Below are 14,672 nucleotides of genomic sequence, written 5' to 3' on the forward strand. Positions count from 1 at the left end.
CGCTTTCGAGCAGCAATGCAACGGCTCTGCGCTTGAACTCCGGAGTATATTGTTGTCTTGACATAGTGACCTCGCTTTCGTTGATTGATTTGAAAACAAGGTGGGCACTAAATCAAGGACAGATCAGATAAATGCCCAGTGCGCAAACAATTTAGGACATTGCCCTCTTATCTGTTTGAGCCAGTTCCATGAACGTCGTTTATGTCCACGCAGCCGTTTGTATTTGTTACGGGCCCATCGCCCCAGATGCAGATCTATTCTGACCAAGGCTCGGGACAATATTTCCGGGTAAAATTTTCCGTAATACATTATCCACCCTCGCACCCGGGAATTGATCCGTTTCGCCAATTGGCCTAGATCCATCCCGGTTGCCCTGGCGATTTTCATACCGCGTAATACTTCACCCATCCGTTTGAGTGCTTTCCTACTCACACCCGGATTAAATCCGCTAAACAACTTCCCCTGCCGATCCTGTACGGTCCGGGCATGGAAGCTGAATCCCAGAAAATCAAACCGGGTATGTTCAGCATGCCCGGTACGACGACCATCCTTTCAATACACCAGCCGCGTCTTTTCTGGATGAAGTTGCAACCGACAGGCGATCAATCTCGCCTGTAAGGCTTCGTGCAACGCTTTTCCTTCAGATTCGGTGCGGCAATGGCAGACAATATCATCGGCATAACGCTCGAACGGCACCTGTGGAAAATGTTTATTCATCCAGCTATCAAACGCATAATGCAAGTACAGGTTGGCTAATAACGGCGAAATCACTCCGCCTTGTGGCGTTCCACGATCACGTGACTGACATTGTCCGTCAGCCACTATTACCGGGCACGCCAACCACCGTCTGATATACAGTCGTATCCAGCTTTCGGGGATATGCTTTTCAACGGCACGCATCATCAAATCGTGGTCGAGAGTATCAAAGAATGCTTTCATATCCATATCCAGCACCCAGTCATATCGCCAACAATGCCGTCGCGCCTGCTCCACTGCGTGGTGGGCACTTCGTTGTGGACGATATCCAAATGAGCTGGGATGAAAAAGCTGTTCCAGCCTCGCTTCCACTATCAACTTGACCGTCATTTGCGCAACCCGGTCACCTACGGTAGGGATCCCCAGAGGCCTGAACTCGCCGGCTCCTTTGGGGATCAATACCTGACGAACCGGGGATGGCATATAACTCCCTGAACTCATCCGGTTCCATAACTTATACAAATTGGGTCCCAGCCGTTCCCCGAAGGCGGTGATGCTTTCCTTGTCAACGCCAGGCGCACCTTTATTGGCGGCCACGCATTTCCACGCTTCCCACAGGGTACGCTTGGGTATATCAAAGGGTTTTGTTGACAAGCCAGGGTCATCCTGATGCGCAGTTGTCCTCACTTTTCAACGGGATAAGGTCACGTCTTCGCTCCAGTACCATTACAGCACCTTCCCCACTACTACGCATGACTCCGTCTCTGTATTCCGCATTGGTACTCAGATCCTCCACAGGTTCGCTGCTTGGATCGCTCCCTTAACATCGAAATGACAGATTCTCCTGTTCCATATTTGTGCCTGAATGATCGTCACGCCACCTCCGTGCCGGATACCGTCAGACCCGCACTTCAGGTATCGGTCTGACTTATCCCAGAGTGATGTCAAGGCCCTGGTTCTGATATCGGTTACAATTATCGACATGTCTTCAGTGGTTCACTTGCGTTCGTCTCAATCATTAGTACCTTGCGGAGTCTTGCTCCGCCTTTTCCCATGGCGCTCACCACACACGCTCTTTACGTATGCAGCCCAGGGTGGTTTGGGATCACCACCTGATCGGCGAACCCGAGGGGCCTGCCCTCATCACAAATACAGCATGGTAGAACTTCATCCAGAAGATCTACCTTCAGGACACACTGACATCTATCCTGACAAAGGGAGCAGCCACGGCGTTAAAAATGTTTCATACTTTAAATTTTATTTTTCTAAAATCAATTGTTGTATTGTTTTTCTTGTTCTCTATATACATATACCCAAAAATGAAAAGCATAAAAGACATTACTTTATAAGACATGTAAATATCAATCATAATCATGTTTATTAAAAATGAATAAAATATAAGATAATTCATTAAGGAGAGTTTTTTATTTGCTGAAAGGAATGATAAAAATAAAATTAACCCAATCACTCCACATTCTATCAACATCCGGAGCCAGCCACCATCTAATGCATTACCAAATGTTCCCGCGCCTACACCCGTGGCAATGAATACCGGGTTAGATAAGAATAACTTAACAGCATAAATCCATTTAATGGAACGTATCGACCAACTTGCATCAACATCACCATCCAGAATGTCAAAGTTTGACCAGTCAGGGTTGCCATGAAGTAAAGTTGTCGCTCTGTATGTCGTGGGTAATTCGATGAAGTTATCTGCGTTAAAAAGATTTACTGATCTTTCCGCTACGGTAGAATTAGACAGATAAAAAATTGATGCAAAAAATAACGGAGCCATTATCATTACTTTTTTCATAACACCCAATGCTGATGATGTTTTTAGTATGTAAGCAATTGCCACAACCATTTGAGCAACGAATGACATACGAGAGCCTGAAAGAAAAATAACAATTAAGCAAACGAAGAAAATAATAATTTTATACAGATTTCCTGACTTGCTGGATAAAAAATAGCAAGTGAGAAAGTTTAATAAAACTCCAAGCTCCCAAGGGCCACTAGTTAGCCCTATGACTCTTGATGATACATCTGAATTGTAACCACTAACAGTAAACCCGCCAATAATTCCAACTGATTGCAGTACTGAAATGATTATATTTAAATAAAGAATCACTTTCATCATTCCTGTAATGTAAACATCTTTTTGGGCTAGATACACACCCATTATAAAAAATGTAAAGTATTCTAGGAATCTGAATGGGAATATGATTGAGCCCTGATTGTAAAATAATAAAGAAAAGCATGTTCCAATAAACATAAATATAATGAATTTATAGTATTTTAAGTCTATGACTCTAATTGTATTTTTTTTGTTTAAAACGTAACTAAACAGGAAAACAAACAGCCAAGTAGCGATGATAAAATCATCTACACGTATACCAGCATTATAGTTTCCCACAGATATTATATTTATTTTAGGCATTAAAAAAAGAACAAAAACAGAATAATAAAGAAAAGTGGTCATTTTATTCCTTTGATATATTTTTTATGTAAATCAATAATATATTTTCGTAATCTGTTGTTTTTAAATAAAAAACTCAAATTAAGAATTTTCTTATAATGCACAGGTTTATTTTATTGCTAGCTCTAACATTTTGCAATGTTTCGAGCATACTTATCTGTAGTATGATGAGGTGTCGTTTAAATTTTGGTAATGAAAATGATAAGCAATAGACGATTTTTCCTTAAATATCTTGCTGTTATTGTAGTATCCAACAGTGTGTTTAACGATAAGGCGCTAGCTTTATCAAAAAATGATACTGTTACTCCGGAGCAGTTTGGAGCCAGCGGAACTGGTGGTGATGACACTCACGCTATCCAGGCCGCCATAGACTCCGGATGCCAAAACCTGTATCTATCGAAAAAGTACATAGTATCTCCAATAAAACATCCCGGTGTTCCTGGAATCATTGGAAGGAATTCAGTTTGTCTAAAATTAAGGAGTGATCTACGGATTTATGGGGATGGTACAATTATTCTGGCAGAAGGGTGTGAGGGGGTAAGTGGTGCAATAATGAGTAACGCTTCAACGGATGGAATACGCAACTGTGTTATTGAGGTTATCGTTGATGGTAGTAATGCTGGCGGTAAGAATGGTTTTTCTGGAATAGTGTTTATTAATGCTAATAACTGTTCAACTACATCAAAAACCAAGATTGCGAATGTTACCTATAATGGAATTCAATTTGCCAGGGGGTCTCGTGCTTGTAAATGTTATGGGACGACTATAATCAATACGGGGTACATTGGCATTCAGGCTCAGAATCCAACGGACATTATCGTTGAACGCTGTAATATCAGGAAAACAAAGGATAACGCCATTGATTTTGAAGCAAATAAGGGATGGCAAAATGGTGCAATAAGAAGTAATACGATTGCTGACTGTAAGGCTGGAATATTTCTTGAGTCTGGCGGGAACTGCTTGGTGGCGGGTAATGATATTTCTGGATTCAAAACTGCTGGTATCTTTCTAAATCGTATTAATACACCGGCTGATAATGTTAAAATAGTGAGGAACTATATTTTGGGGGATGGCGATGATGTTCAATTTGGAGGTATAACAATAAACAATGCTATCAAAAATGTTCTGATAGATGGAAATACTATATCCGGTATGAAATACGGTATATGGACAAACGGCGGAATATCTGATGTGATAATTAACATTAATACTTTCAAAGATATTTCGGAATCACTGATAAGAATAGCCGATGGAAAAAATCAGTTAGTGAAAAGTAAAATACGCTCTCAGCGATATCTGGGGAAAATAAGAAACGGTAAACCGTCACTTACAAATATAGATGATCTGGTGAATCCCATCATGCTCTATAAAGTGGACATTGATAAGATGCATGTGAAAGAGTAAGTTTGATACCGAATCAAAATTTTGGAGTTCGACAATTATTTCGAGTACATCTTCTAATGTTATTACTATGTCAATATGGATTACAGTGCAGAGTTTATTTGTTTTTTTTCCTTCGGCTACGAACAATGCTCGTGTCTATTTAATATTAAGTTTTTTGTTATTCAGATTCTGCTCGGTCAAAAACAATGAATACTGCTGACCAGCTTGAAGCTGTTATCTGACAGAAATAAGTGCTTTGCTAAGTAAATCTTACAGAAGCGGCGTTTCCCTCCTGATGCTTTTTTCCACGAGTTTGCAATGAATGTATTCAAGCAGAATCCACGGGTGGGTAGTGGACGAAATAAACTGAAACGAGCAGGCTGGGATGATGAATATAGATCAGAAGTCTTTTGGGTTAAAAGTTAACCACAGTATATTCGCGCCCTGATCTGATGATGCTGCTGGGTATGCTGCTCAGCATTCGCATAGTCTGAGAGATGCGAAAACGACTTTGCTGCGCCTTAAAAATGATTTAATTCAACAAAGCCGATGAAAAACAAAACCGCCCTTGTTAATCAGATACGGGGAGAGAATCCTAAATAGCTATATGGACACCGACCCAAAGCAAGCACGGGCAGATCTTTTTCTGACAAAGTAGTCACACATATATTCGGCTTCGTGAGCCCTGATGAACATCCGTACTCTCTGGCCTCATTATCGCAATGGCCTGCTATGGCCCAGCTATTTGTCAGGTTTACAGAGAGTCGGTTCTACCTGTCAGTACATCAACACTTTTGACTTCTTATAAATCAGACTGTTACTTGGCCATATAATCCGTTTTCTGGTTTACCAGCGCCCAGGCCACCCGGGCATTTTTGTTCGCCAGCGCCACAACGGCCTTATTCACGCCGCTCCGGACAATAATACCCTTCAGCCATCTCTGGAGGGCGCTACACCGCTCATCCGGGAGGTTAACCGTACGATAAACCACGGAGCGGGCACCATGGATAAGTAAGCCGCGCAGATAACCATCTCCGCGCTTCGTTATTCCCAGAAGTCGGGTTTTACCGCCGCTGCTGTGCTCACCGGGCATTAATCCCAGATAACTGGCAAAATGGCGACCATTATTAAAATCCCTGCTGTCACCCAGCGCTATAGTTAGTGCCGATGCACCCAGTGGCCCGACACCCGGAATATTCTCCAACCGGAGTGTATCCTCGTTTTGTGCACTCATCTGCTTCAAGCGGATATCCAGCGTTTTAATTCGTTGCTGGCAGTCCTGAAGTTCCAGCAACATCTCCTGGAACAGCTCCCGGCTGAGCGTGGTGAGTTCATTTTCCGCGTCTTCCAAATAATCAGGCAGACAGGCCATGACTTTATGGGCGGCTTCCGGTATGGCGATACCGTATTCCAGACTCAGCCCCCTGAGCTGATTAATAAGCGCCGTTCTGTTTTTCATCAGCCGCTGGCGAACCCGGTGCAGACACTGAATATCCTGCTGCTCAATGCTTTTTCCCGGTACGTAGCGCATACCTGGACGACTATCAGCCTCAGCCTCAGCCTCAGCCTCAGCAATAGCGGTGGCGTCATTTTTGTCGTTTTTATTTCCCATTCGGAAAGGCGACACATACTGGGGGCTGATTTGTCTGACGTCATGGCCGAATGTCTTAAACTGGCGGGACCAGTAATTTGCACTGCCACACGCTTCCATCACAATTTTGGACGAGGGTTGCTGAGCAATAAAAGCCATCAGCTTTTCACGGGTGATCATTTTGTTAGCTTTCTTCTCACCCTGTGTAGAAACGATATGTACCTGGAAAACTCGCTTTGCCAAGTCAATCCCGATAATTTGTTCCATTGGACACCTCTTCATTTTGCTGTTGGTTTGCACTTACAGCATGGTTCACTGAAGCTGGTATGGGGAGGTGTCCATTTCATTATTGCAAAATAGTAGATCACTCGAAGGGAACTCAGTCCGATTTAAGCGATCTGATCAATCGCCAAATATCCCACATCACTAACCGGACTGAGTTATGCCGATCATAGCATTTATCTCTGATGAAGAACGACGTCTTATGAAAAGAGAAGCTCAATAAACTCATGATAAAAACCACGCTCGCCGACTGATGGCGATGCTTATGTTGCATCAAGGAATGACCGTTACTGAGGTCGCCAGAATATTGTGTGCGGCTCGTTCCTCGGTCGGTCGATGGATTAATTTGTTTACTTTATATGGTGTTAGTGGATTGAAAAGCCTCAAGCCCGGTCGTGAGCCACAGTGGCCGGTTGCTGATATCTTGCGCATTCTGCCGCTTCTTGTGCAGCGTTCACCACAGGATTTCGGCTGGCTGCGCTCCCGCTGGAGTACCGAACTTTTGGCGCTTGTCGTTAATCGGCTTTTTGATATCTCGCTTCACCCCGTCACATTACACCGCTACCTGAGACAGGCGGGCCTTGTCTGGCGCAGAGCCGCACCGACACTGAAGATAAAAGACCCTCAATATGAGGAAAAACGGACGGCCATCGAGCGAGCTTTGGTGCAAAATTCGGTTGATAATCCGGTGTTTTATCAAGATGAAGTCGATATCGATTTAAACCCAAAAATTGGCTCGGACTGGTGTCTGAAAGGACAGCAAAAACGCATCGCCACGCCGGGGATGAATCAAAAACATTACCTGGCGGGTGCGCTGCATGCAGGGACAGGACAAGTCCATTATGTCAGCGGCAGCAGTAAGAACTCTGACTTATTTATCAGGCTGTTAGTGATGTTGAAGCAAACATATCGGCGGGCCAGAACGATAACGTTGGTGGTTGACAATTATATCATTCACAAAAGCCGCAAGGTCGAAAGATGGTTAGCAGGTAATAAAAAGTTCAGGGTACTGTTTTTGCCAATCTATTCTCCGTGGCTAACCCCGATAGCGCGGCTATGGTTGTCGTTACATGAAACGGTAACGCGTAATCATCAATGTCGGTATATGTGGCAATTACTCAACCGTGTTACTCAGTTTATGAAGGCCACCTCACCGTTTCCGGGTAATCAGCACGGACTGGCCAAAGTGGAGCGGTAATATGCAAAGCTATTTAGAATACTGTATCCTATCTCTTATTTTAAGAGACATCTACGGTCTTGTTTTTCAGATAGCCTGGACAGGTTTTAATTTTTTTATTCCGAAGAGCCACTGTCCTGCCCCCTGATTTATTAATCTCCAAAGTATCACCGACACAATACAACATAGTGCGGTCATAATTAGTGGATATCCCAATGCCCAAGCTAGGGAAAATGGGGGATAATCAAACCATTGATGAAATCTCGCTTGTTGAATGGATATCATTCCAAATAATTCTATGAGCACCCTGTGAATAACATATATTGGAAGAGTTATAAAGCCTAATTTATTAAATTTATTCAAGTTAAAATAATCATTCATCCAGCGACAGACTGCTATTGTTATTATAATTGCCAGTAAAGATTCGAAAATATTTTGAGGAAACCCCAGTATACGATGAATGATCGCACCAAATATAAGTGTTAACCATATTTTTTTGTTTCCCCATCGCAGTTGACTAAACGTTATTATGTTAGATGAACCATACAGTCCGATATGAAAAAATATATAATATAGAAATAAACTCTGTGGTCCCCAATAAGGAATTAATTTTAACATTGACACATAATGCAGAGTTAAAGCCAGAACTAAAAGTATAGTGGAGTGATTTTTTCCAATTTTTCCCAGTATTAAATATCCAAACAATGCGTAAAGATACCAGGAGCTGCTCATACCCATCAGTAATAGAATGCAAAAGGATGTTAATGATGATGCGTAAATTGCATTGGTATTCTGTGATATACGTTGCCCTGTAATTTCATAGGTAATAAAATGAACCGTTATCCACTGGAGAGTACACCACAATATGTATAGATATAACAAATTAGCTAAACGCCCAGAACCTAACTCTCTCCATGTTCTGGATGTTACACTCTGGTGTGCAAGTAACCCAGAAACAAAAAAGAAAGCAGGCATACGGAAGGGCGCAAGGTATGTATTGAATACTACCCATGCCTCAGCAATATACCTGCCACTAGAAAGTTCCGGAATTGTATTTATAAATCCCGGCAGGGTTACATGATAAAGAACCACAAGAAGAATACATATAGCCTTAAGTGTATTTATCCATGAGATATTTCGGTTTAATGCTAATTTGTTGTTCATGTTTTATGTGAATAAAATTAAATTGCTTTAGGTAATTCCCAGTGTTGCCCCATTAGTAAGTCTAACTCTTTTCCAAGTCCAGTTGCGAATCCAGCCGCTGGAGTAAGAGTTATTTCGCTAAAATATAACTTGCTATTATGAATCAACCAATCTATTCGGGCATATTCAATAGAGATCATTAATTTAATACTTTCGTTAAGTGCTTTACGTGCAATATCACAATCTTTTTCACTAACTGAGTAATATCCTTTGCACGGTGATTCAAAATTATTTATATATGTGGTAAATATGGGTGATTGCCCCCGTCTTCTTTCAACTACTTGTAAAACAAAAAAAACCTCATCACGTTTTTTAAAAATATGAAATTTATAATCAGCTGGAGGATCGTTAATGTTACCAATCATTTTCTCCACAAGTATTTTTTTGTTAATATTTCTGTAGTGATATTCACAGGAAGCATTGGAGAAATCTATACGCATCCATTTTTTAATATCATTTAAAACTTTACGCGCATTGTCATATGTTAGATAATCATCAATAAAACTAATCATACCAGATCCATGGTTGGGTTTTATAACCACATGATTCAAATTAAAAATGTCATTTTTTAAACTATTGATATCAGAGTAAACATAAATAAGCGGGACTAAATAATCTGAGCCAATAATGGCGCAGACGTAATTGCGAACTTTATATTTATCAGCAAGGCTGGTGTATAACATATTGTCAAAACATTGTGTGCGTTTTCGCTTTAAAACTTTTTCATTAAATGTTTGTGGGTTAGTTAAATTTGGGAAATGTCCAAATTTCCTTCGATACAAAAGCACATCCCTGAGATACCATGGCATACTTTTAAAAAACACATTTATAATAGCATTCATTTTTTATCTCCTTTTATTGCTAGTAGATGCATATTTAATACTGATTTTCGTTTAAAAAAATAACTCATGACGGTTAGTGAGAGAAATTCAACAATGACGACAGCCCATGCGGCCCCTATTATCCCGTAATGTTTTACCATGGGGCCGGTAAGTAATATGCTTAATAGTAATGACAGAACCGTTTTTATTGATAAATAGAAAAATCCGGAATAATGCATAATATATCGATAAGTAACACTCCCCATAAAAGACAACACAGAAGCAAATGAGAGAATAATCATTGGCTCGTGGGCTGAAATAAATTCAGCTCCGTAAAGCTTCAAGATTATTTTCTCTCCCACCGCCATAAGAATAATACTCGCTGAAAGAGAAATGACGGCTACCCAGCGTAATAGCATACCGGCTTTCTCCGCAGCGCGTTTTTCATCAAATTCAGAATAAATAGATGCATAGCACGATGTTACTAACGCATTTATTAATACGCCGATACCTGTTGCCATTGTTAATGCTACAGAGTAGATTCCTAATTTCGTGCTTCCCTCAAAATAATAAATAAAAAAGTTTTGACATTGAGTATACAGAACGATTGATAGCGTAGAACAGACTACGTGTTTACCGCTATGGAAAAAGTATTTTTGGTAATGACTTTTTTTTTAATTTTAACTGAATGATATGTATTGTATTTCTTTCTTCTTAGAAATAAAGGAAGTCCTGTATTTATCACAATCGGTAATGTTAGCCAAATTGGATGCCAGGCTAATGCAGCTATAAGAGCGCGTAATAGCAGGCTTGTTATTAACCCATAGCTATTTATAATAGTATTATATTTTGACATTAATTTTGCATTATAGAATATTGCATATACATCAAGTATATTGAATAAAGTGCCAGTAGCAATTGCAAGTGATAGAACAAAAAATGTAGTATCATGTGTAAAATAAAAGAATAATTCTATTGGGATCGCTAATAAAAAAAGAATCCCCATACGTATAGTCCCTGAAGACTGCAGACAACGGCAACCAGAAACAGGATTCCTGGTGGTTCGTCGAAAAATTACACTTTCCCCTCCCCATTTTGCGACCACTTGTACAATTTGATATATTGAAAAAATATACGCTAATTGACCTACCATTGAAGGCCCAAGATACTTTACTACGTAAGCTGTCACTAAAAAAAAACCAACTATTGTTATAGATTTTTCTGAGCACATCCACATGGTATTTATTATTGTTTTTTTATTCATTTTATAACCTTCCATTTTATAACCTTCGTGTTATTTTTTTTACCGGTAGGTGTTTTTTAGACATAGATTATAAATAGTGTTTTTATTTAATTAAATTAATTTTTTCAATGAAAAAGGCTAAGGTATTTCTCTATATACCTGTCATACTTCAAGCTGCATGTGCGTTGGCCGCATTGCTCGACCCCTCCCTGGGCCTAGCCTGTAAAGAAGCAACGCTTTGCGCTGTTTAAAATGACAATATGTTGCCCTGTAACTTGGGTTGTTTATGTTATATTAACTTAACTATTTTTTAATTGATGCTGTATTAACGTTTATTTCAGGACGCGATTGAAATATTTTTTGTTTTATTAAATTTTTTAAAAACCGGTGTTTTATTAAGAGTTATTTTACTTTTCATGTTATTTTTTTCCCAACATGGCTACATCCTCTGGTTGTTGTTTACAAGAATAGTTTCGGAGAGTACTAAAGTAAATAACCTAAAAGTCACTTTTTTCTTAATAAGTTGTTAACATTTTTATTTATAAGATTTGTTATCTGTTTCACAAAAAGTATGGACAGGCCACTTATGTGAATTATTATGAAAATTTCCTCTTTGTCATCTATGGGGATTTTATTCTGTATATTTCTAATTCTATTTTTTGATGTACCTATGGATATATTAAGTATTTTTGAAATTAAACTATGACTTGCACCTAAATAATATAAGGCCAGGTTATTTCTTTGACTTTCATTTAAATCCGACACCACTGCTTTAATAGTTGTTAATGTCTCCATTATTCTTGAGCTAAATCTCTTCGCTAAAACGATTTTTCTATATATTCGAGTAAATTGCCAAATGGAGATGGCTACATTCCCTACGTTTAATTTTGTAATAAAAAAATCCCAAGAGATTCCATTTATAATGATATTTTCTTCAATAACTAATCCTAACTCTAATGAATATGCCTCAATTTCAAGATCACAAAGTTTGTGTGAGGTTTCGAAATCGAGATTAGATAACCATTCTGTTAATTTTAGGTTCATTAAAAAAGTTTCTGCAAAAGCATGATTACAAATCAAAAAGTCTCCATTGCTTTCTCTAATACATATGGGATGAGCAGAGAGATTGATTATTTTTTGCATGTAATGGCAATAACGTCTTTTTGTTTTCATTTCCATAGTCTTTCATCGCCTCTCAGTTAGCTGTATGCGTAATTGTTAAGATTGTGATCAGTGAGTCCTAACGGTAGACCTACTGGATGTAGGTAAGCGATCGGCGAATTCTCATTGTGCGGATAACGGGGAAATTAATGTTATAGAGTGGTGGGTACTGTTAAGTATCCCGGTAAATCGAACTATTCACTTTTAGAGATCTTCCGACATACTGATTAGGTTCCCCTGAGGAGATCGCTATGCGTAAAGTTAGATTCACTGAACACCGTTCTTAAATCCGTGGAAGCCGGCCATACTGTGAAAGATGTCTGCTGTGACGCCGGTATTTCTGAAACCAGCTATTACAACTGGAAAGCGAAATACGGTTGTATGGATGCGTCTGATATCAAAAAGATGAAAGATCTTGAGGACAAAAACCGACGTCTAAAACAGATGTTCGCCGACTTGAGTCGAGAAAATCGGGCAATGAAATATGTTATCGAAAAAAATCTTTAAAATCAGCGATAAAGCGTGAGCTTATCAGTTACTTGACGGTGCAATTTGCGATGAGCATACGCCAGGCATGCAGGACATTATCGCTGAGCAGGGCGGTATACCTTTACCAGCCCGACACCCGGCGTGATGAGCCGGTGATTCAGTCGTTGACTGAATGAAATGGTAGAACGCTATCCGCGATATGGCTTTAAGAAGCTGTTTCAGATGCTACGCAGACAGGGACAGGTATGGAACCACAAACGCATTCATCGTATTTACTACTTGTTGAAACTGAATTTTCGGCGCATGGGAAATCACAGAGCGCTGGCAGTATGAATATAACAGCGAGCGTCCCCATGAATCCCTGAATAACCTGACGCCGGAAGAATACCGGTTGATGGCTGAAAATCCGGAAATTTCAAAAAATGTGTGGAACTAAAACCATTATGCTTACAATATTCCGGCATGCTGGCTCCACCTAACTCCTTATCCTCGTAAAAAGCCTATACTCCCCCTATATCACAGCAACACAAGGCATAGCCATGGCCGATCTGGCCCACTACATTACGGAATACGGTTACTGGGCGCTGTTTATCGGCTGTCTGGCGGAAGGGGAAACCATCACCCTGCTGGGCGGCATTGCGGCGCATAACGGATTGCTGTACTGGCCGTGGGTGATTACGGTGGTGGCGGTTGGCGGCACGTTGGGCGATCAATTGCTGTATTTTTCCGGCCGCCGTTACGGCGATCGGGTTATCTCGCGTTTGAAAGGTCAGCAAAAACGTATCGCCCGCGCCCAGGGACTGATTGCCCGTCATCCGATGCTGTTCGTTATCGGCGTGCGTTTTATGTATGGTTTTCGCATCATCGGTCCGGCGCTGATCGGCGCCAGTCAACTGCCGCCTGCGCGCTTTGTGCCGCTCAATATCCTCGGCGCCATACTATGGGCTTCTCTATTCGTTATGCTCGGTTATTTTGGCGGCCAGGCGATTGAAAACTTTATTAGCGTCTTCGATAAAAAACTCTCCGCCTTACTGTTTGCGGCGCTGCTCATCGCCATTATCCTGTTGCTGCGCCACTGGTGGCGCCACCGCTGCGTTTGATAAAGACGGCTTCTGAACTTTGGGATGATGTTAAACACCAGCACCAGAATTGTCCTATGTGGCGGAAAAAACCGGTCTCGACGATCGCTTTGCCCAAGATTAGGTGTAATCTTAATGTTATATATGACACAGACTCCTTCGAATTCGAATCCCTGTTGGAAGAGTGCGCCAAAGCGGCAACTGCTGGCAGAGGTTCAGTCTAAGGTTGGATAATCAAGATTTTCCAATTGCTCAATAAGTTCAGGTAACCTATTTTTTACGGTATTCCAAATAGTCACCAAATCAACATCGAAATAGCCATGTGCAACTTGATTACGTAAACCTCGAATCTGTTTCCACGGAATATGTTGGTTGGTTTCGATAAAGTCGGGATGTTTCTGCATGATTTTTGTAGCCGCTTCGCCGATAACAATGAAATTCATTAGCACAGCGTCTTGCTTGAGCACATCACAATTAAAATCAATTTGCTCCATGCCATCTATAAAATAAACACATTTTCGTGAAGCAGCCAGAATATGTTGAATATGATCTATCAGTACCGTTTTACTCATAATGGACGAGCCTCGGTCAGTACCTGATGACGATAGCGCAAGGATATATCACCAGGGCAGCGGACATCCAGATCGATACCTAAGGCATCGCGCAGTTCTTCTGACAGCCCGCCCAGGTGAAACAAATCCGTCTCTGGTAGCGTATCAACCAGGATGTCGAGATCACTTCCCTCGTTGTCCGTGCCTTTAGCCACAGAACCGAAAACACGTGGGTTGGTAACGGGATAGCGAGAGCATATCTCAAGGATTAGCTCTCTTTTCTCTTTTAACACCTCTGACGGTCTCATAAGCGCTCCCATTTTTGTTAACCTTGCATAAATTTTATCATAAGAGTGGGCTGACGAATGAGGATTTGGCCATTTTGAGCGGGTGTGTGATAAAGACGGCTTCTTAACACTTTGGGGAGGAGGTAAACACCGGCACCAGAATTGTCCGATGTGGCGGAAAAAATCAGTCTCGGCGATCGCTTTGCCCAAGATTAGGTGTAATCTTAATGTCA

14 protein-coding genes and 2 pseudogenes are annotated in these 14,672 nt (G+C 40.9%); 5 read left to right on the forward strand and 11 right to left on the reverse strand.

What is annotated here, in order from left to right; all coding sequences use genetic code 11:
- Nucleotides 1-123: 123 nt before the first annotated feature.
- The 3 genes from MFP24_RS05405 to MFP24_RS05415 form a co-directional block, all read right to left on the reverse strand.
- The gene (locus MFP24_RS05405) at nucleotides 124-408 is read right to left on the reverse strand and encodes a group II intron maturase-specific domain-containing protein (protein ID WP_263458416.1); all 285 of its coding nucleotides are present in this window, start codon (nucleotides 406-408) and stop codon (nucleotides 124-126) included.
- 144 nt (nucleotides 409-552) lie between these two features.
- On the reverse strand, nucleotides 553-1,350 hold the full coding sequence (gene ltrA / locus MFP24_RS05410; RefSeq protein WP_249229558.1) for a group II intron reverse transcriptase/maturase: 798 nt from the start codon (nucleotides 1,348-1,350) through the stop codon (nucleotides 553-555).
- 589 nt (nucleotides 1,351-1,939) lie between these two features.
- Entirely contained in the window at nucleotides 1,940-3,175 is a 1,236-nt protein-coding gene (locus tag MFP24_RS05415) for an O-antigen ligase family protein (protein ID WP_249229559.1), read from the reverse strand.
- Between the two features lie 195 nt (nucleotides 3,176-3,370).
- Here MFP24_RS05415 and MFP24_RS05420 point away from each other — a divergent pair, with 195 nt between their 5' ends.
- Nucleotides 3,371-4,576, forward strand: a complete 1,206-nt coding sequence (locus MFP24_RS05420) for a right-handed parallel beta-helix repeat-containing protein (RefSeq protein WP_249229560.1) — start codon at nucleotides 3,371-3,373, stop codon at nucleotides 4,574-4,576.
- A gap of 796 nt (nucleotides 4,577-5,372) precedes the next feature.
- On the opposite strand, the gene MFP24_RS05425 is transcribed toward MFP24_RS05420, so the two are convergent.
- Entirely contained in the window at nucleotides 5,373-6,413 is a 1,041-nt protein-coding gene (locus tag MFP24_RS05425; protein WP_249229561.1) for an IS110 family RNA-guided transposase, read from the reverse strand.
- 175 nt (nucleotides 6,414-6,588) lie between these two features.
- Between MFP24_RS05425 and MFP24_RS05430 the strand changes: the two are divergent.
- A pseudogene (locus MFP24_RS05430) lies at nucleotides 6,589-7,626 on the forward strand (IS630 family transposase).
- A gap of 66 nt (nucleotides 7,627-7,692) precedes the next feature.
- Here MFP24_RS05430 and MFP24_RS05435 read toward each other — a convergent pair.
- The 5 genes from MFP24_RS05435 to MFP24_RS05455 all read right to left on the reverse strand — a co-directional run bounded on the left by MFP24_RS05435 (nucleotide 7,693) and on the right by MFP24_RS05455 (nucleotide 12,051).
- Nucleotides 7,693-8,769: an acyltransferase family protein gene (locus tag MFP24_RS05435; protein WP_249229562.1), complete on the reverse strand. Its 1,077-nt coding sequence runs from the start codon at nucleotides 8,767-8,769 to the stop codon at nucleotides 7,693-7,695.
- Nucleotides 8,770-8,786: 17 nt separating this feature from the next.
- The gene (locus tag MFP24_RS05440; protein ID WP_249229563.1) at nucleotides 8,787-9,650 is read right to left on the reverse strand and encodes an ATP-grasp fold amidoligase family protein; all 864 of its coding nucleotides are present in this window, start codon (nucleotides 9,648-9,650) and stop codon (nucleotides 8,787-8,789) included.
- Nucleotides 9,647-10,237 (reverse strand): oligosaccharide flippase family protein, encoded by a 591-nt coding sequence (locus tag MFP24_RS05445; protein ID WP_318011325.1) that lies wholly within the window; start codon nucleotides 10,235-10,237, stop codon nucleotides 9,647-9,649. Before MFP24_RS05445 ends, MFP24_RS05440 begins: the two co-directional genes overlap by 4 nt.
- A gap of 17 nt (nucleotides 10,238-10,254) precedes the next feature.
- Nucleotides 10,255-10,893: a polysaccharide biosynthesis protein gene (locus MFP24_RS05450; protein WP_249229564.1), complete on the reverse strand. Its 639-nt coding sequence runs from the start codon at nucleotides 10,891-10,893 to the stop codon at nucleotides 10,255-10,257.
- Nucleotides 10,894-11,376: 483 nt separating this feature from the next.
- The gene (locus MFP24_RS05455; RefSeq protein WP_249229565.1) at nucleotides 11,377-12,051 is read right to left on the reverse strand and encodes a conjugal transfer protein TraJ; all 675 of its coding nucleotides are present in this window, start codon (nucleotides 12,049-12,051) and stop codon (nucleotides 11,377-11,379) included.
- A 233-nt stretch (nucleotides 12,052-12,284) separates the two neighbouring features.
- Here MFP24_RS05455 and MFP24_RS05460 point away from each other — a divergent pair.
- The 3 genes and pseudogenes from MFP24_RS05460 to MFP24_RS05465 all read left to right on the forward strand — a co-directional run.
- Nucleotides 12,285-12,840: pseudogene (locus MFP24_RS05460) on the forward strand (transposase); the annotation flags it as partial.
- Nucleotides 12,833-12,958: an integrase core domain-containing protein gene (locus MFP24_RS24370; protein ID WP_407061980.1), complete on the forward strand. Its 126-nt coding sequence runs from the start codon at nucleotides 12,833-12,835 to the stop codon at nucleotides 12,956-12,958. The pseudogene MFP24_RS05460 and the gene MFP24_RS24370, both read left to right, overlap by 8 nt.
- Before the next feature lie 103 nt (nucleotides 12,959-13,061).
- Nucleotides 13,062-13,622: a DedA family protein gene (locus MFP24_RS05465; RefSeq protein ID WP_249229566.1), complete on the forward strand. Its 561-nt coding sequence runs from the start codon at nucleotides 13,062-13,064 to the stop codon at nucleotides 13,620-13,622.
- Nucleotides 13,623-13,816: 194 nt separating this feature from the next.
- On the opposite strand, the gene MFP24_RS05470 is transcribed toward MFP24_RS05465, so the two are convergent.
- Nucleotides 13,817-14,173 carry a HepT-like ribonuclease domain-containing protein gene (locus MFP24_RS05470; protein WP_249229567.1) on the reverse strand — a complete coding sequence of 119 codons (357 nt, stop codon included), beginning with the start codon at nucleotides 14,171-14,173 and terminating at the stop codon, nucleotides 13,817-13,819.
- Nucleotides 14,170-14,460: a nucleotidyltransferase family protein gene (locus MFP24_RS05475; protein ID WP_249229568.1), complete on the reverse strand. Its 291-nt coding sequence runs from the start codon at nucleotides 14,458-14,460 to the stop codon at nucleotides 14,170-14,172. The genes MFP24_RS05470 and MFP24_RS05475 overlap by 4 nt, the downstream gene beginning before the upstream one ends.
- Nucleotides 14,461-14,672: the final 212 nt, after the last annotated feature.

This window comes from Brenneria tiliae (assembly GCF_023347575.1).
In the GTDB taxonomy this organism is placed as follows: domain Bacteria; phylum Pseudomonadota; class Gammaproteobacteria; order Enterobacterales; family Enterobacteriaceae; genus Brenneria; species Brenneria corticis.

Coding starts and splice junctions, on each gene's coding strand:
- MFP24_RS05465 (WP_249229566.1), top strand. CDS start 13,062: ATGGCCGATCTGGCCCACTACATTACGGAATACGGTTACTGGGCGCTG.
- MFP24_RS05470 (WP_249229567.1), bottom strand. CDS start 14,173: ATGAGTAAAACGGTACTGATAGATCATATTCAACATATTCTGGCTGCT.
- MFP24_RS05455 (WP_249229565.1), bottom strand. CDS start 12,051: ATGGAAATGAAAACAAAAAGACGTTATTGCCATTACATGCAAAAAATA.
- MFP24_RS05425 (WP_249229561.1), bottom strand. CDS start 6,413: ATGGAACAAATTATCGGGATTGACTTGGCAAAGCGAGTTTTCCAGGTA.
- MFP24_RS05450 (WP_249229564.1), bottom strand. CDS start 10,893: ATGAATAAAAAAACAATAATAAATACCATGTGGATGTGCTCAGAAAAA.
- MFP24_RS05440 (WP_249229563.1), bottom strand. CDS start 9,650: ATGAATGCTATTATAAATGTGTTTTTTAAAAGTATGCCATGGTATCTC.
- MFP24_RS05405 (WP_263458416.1), bottom strand. CDS start 408: ATGGGTGAAGTATTACGCGGTATGAAAATCGCCAGGGCAACCGGGATG.
- MFP24_RS05415 (WP_249229559.1), bottom strand. CDS start 3,175: ATGACCACTTTTCTTTATTATTCTGTTTTTGTTCTTTTTTTAATGCCT.
- MFP24_RS05420 (WP_249229560.1), top strand. CDS start 3,371: ATGATAAGCAATAGACGATTTTTCCTTAAATATCTTGCTGTTATTGTA.
- MFP24_RS05475 (WP_249229568.1), bottom strand. CDS start 14,460: ATGAGACCGTCAGAGGTGTTAAAAGAGAAAAGAGAGCTAATCCTTGAG.
- MFP24_RS05435 (WP_249229562.1), bottom strand. CDS start 8,769: ATGAACAACAAATTAGCATTAAACCGAAATATCTCATGGATAAATACA.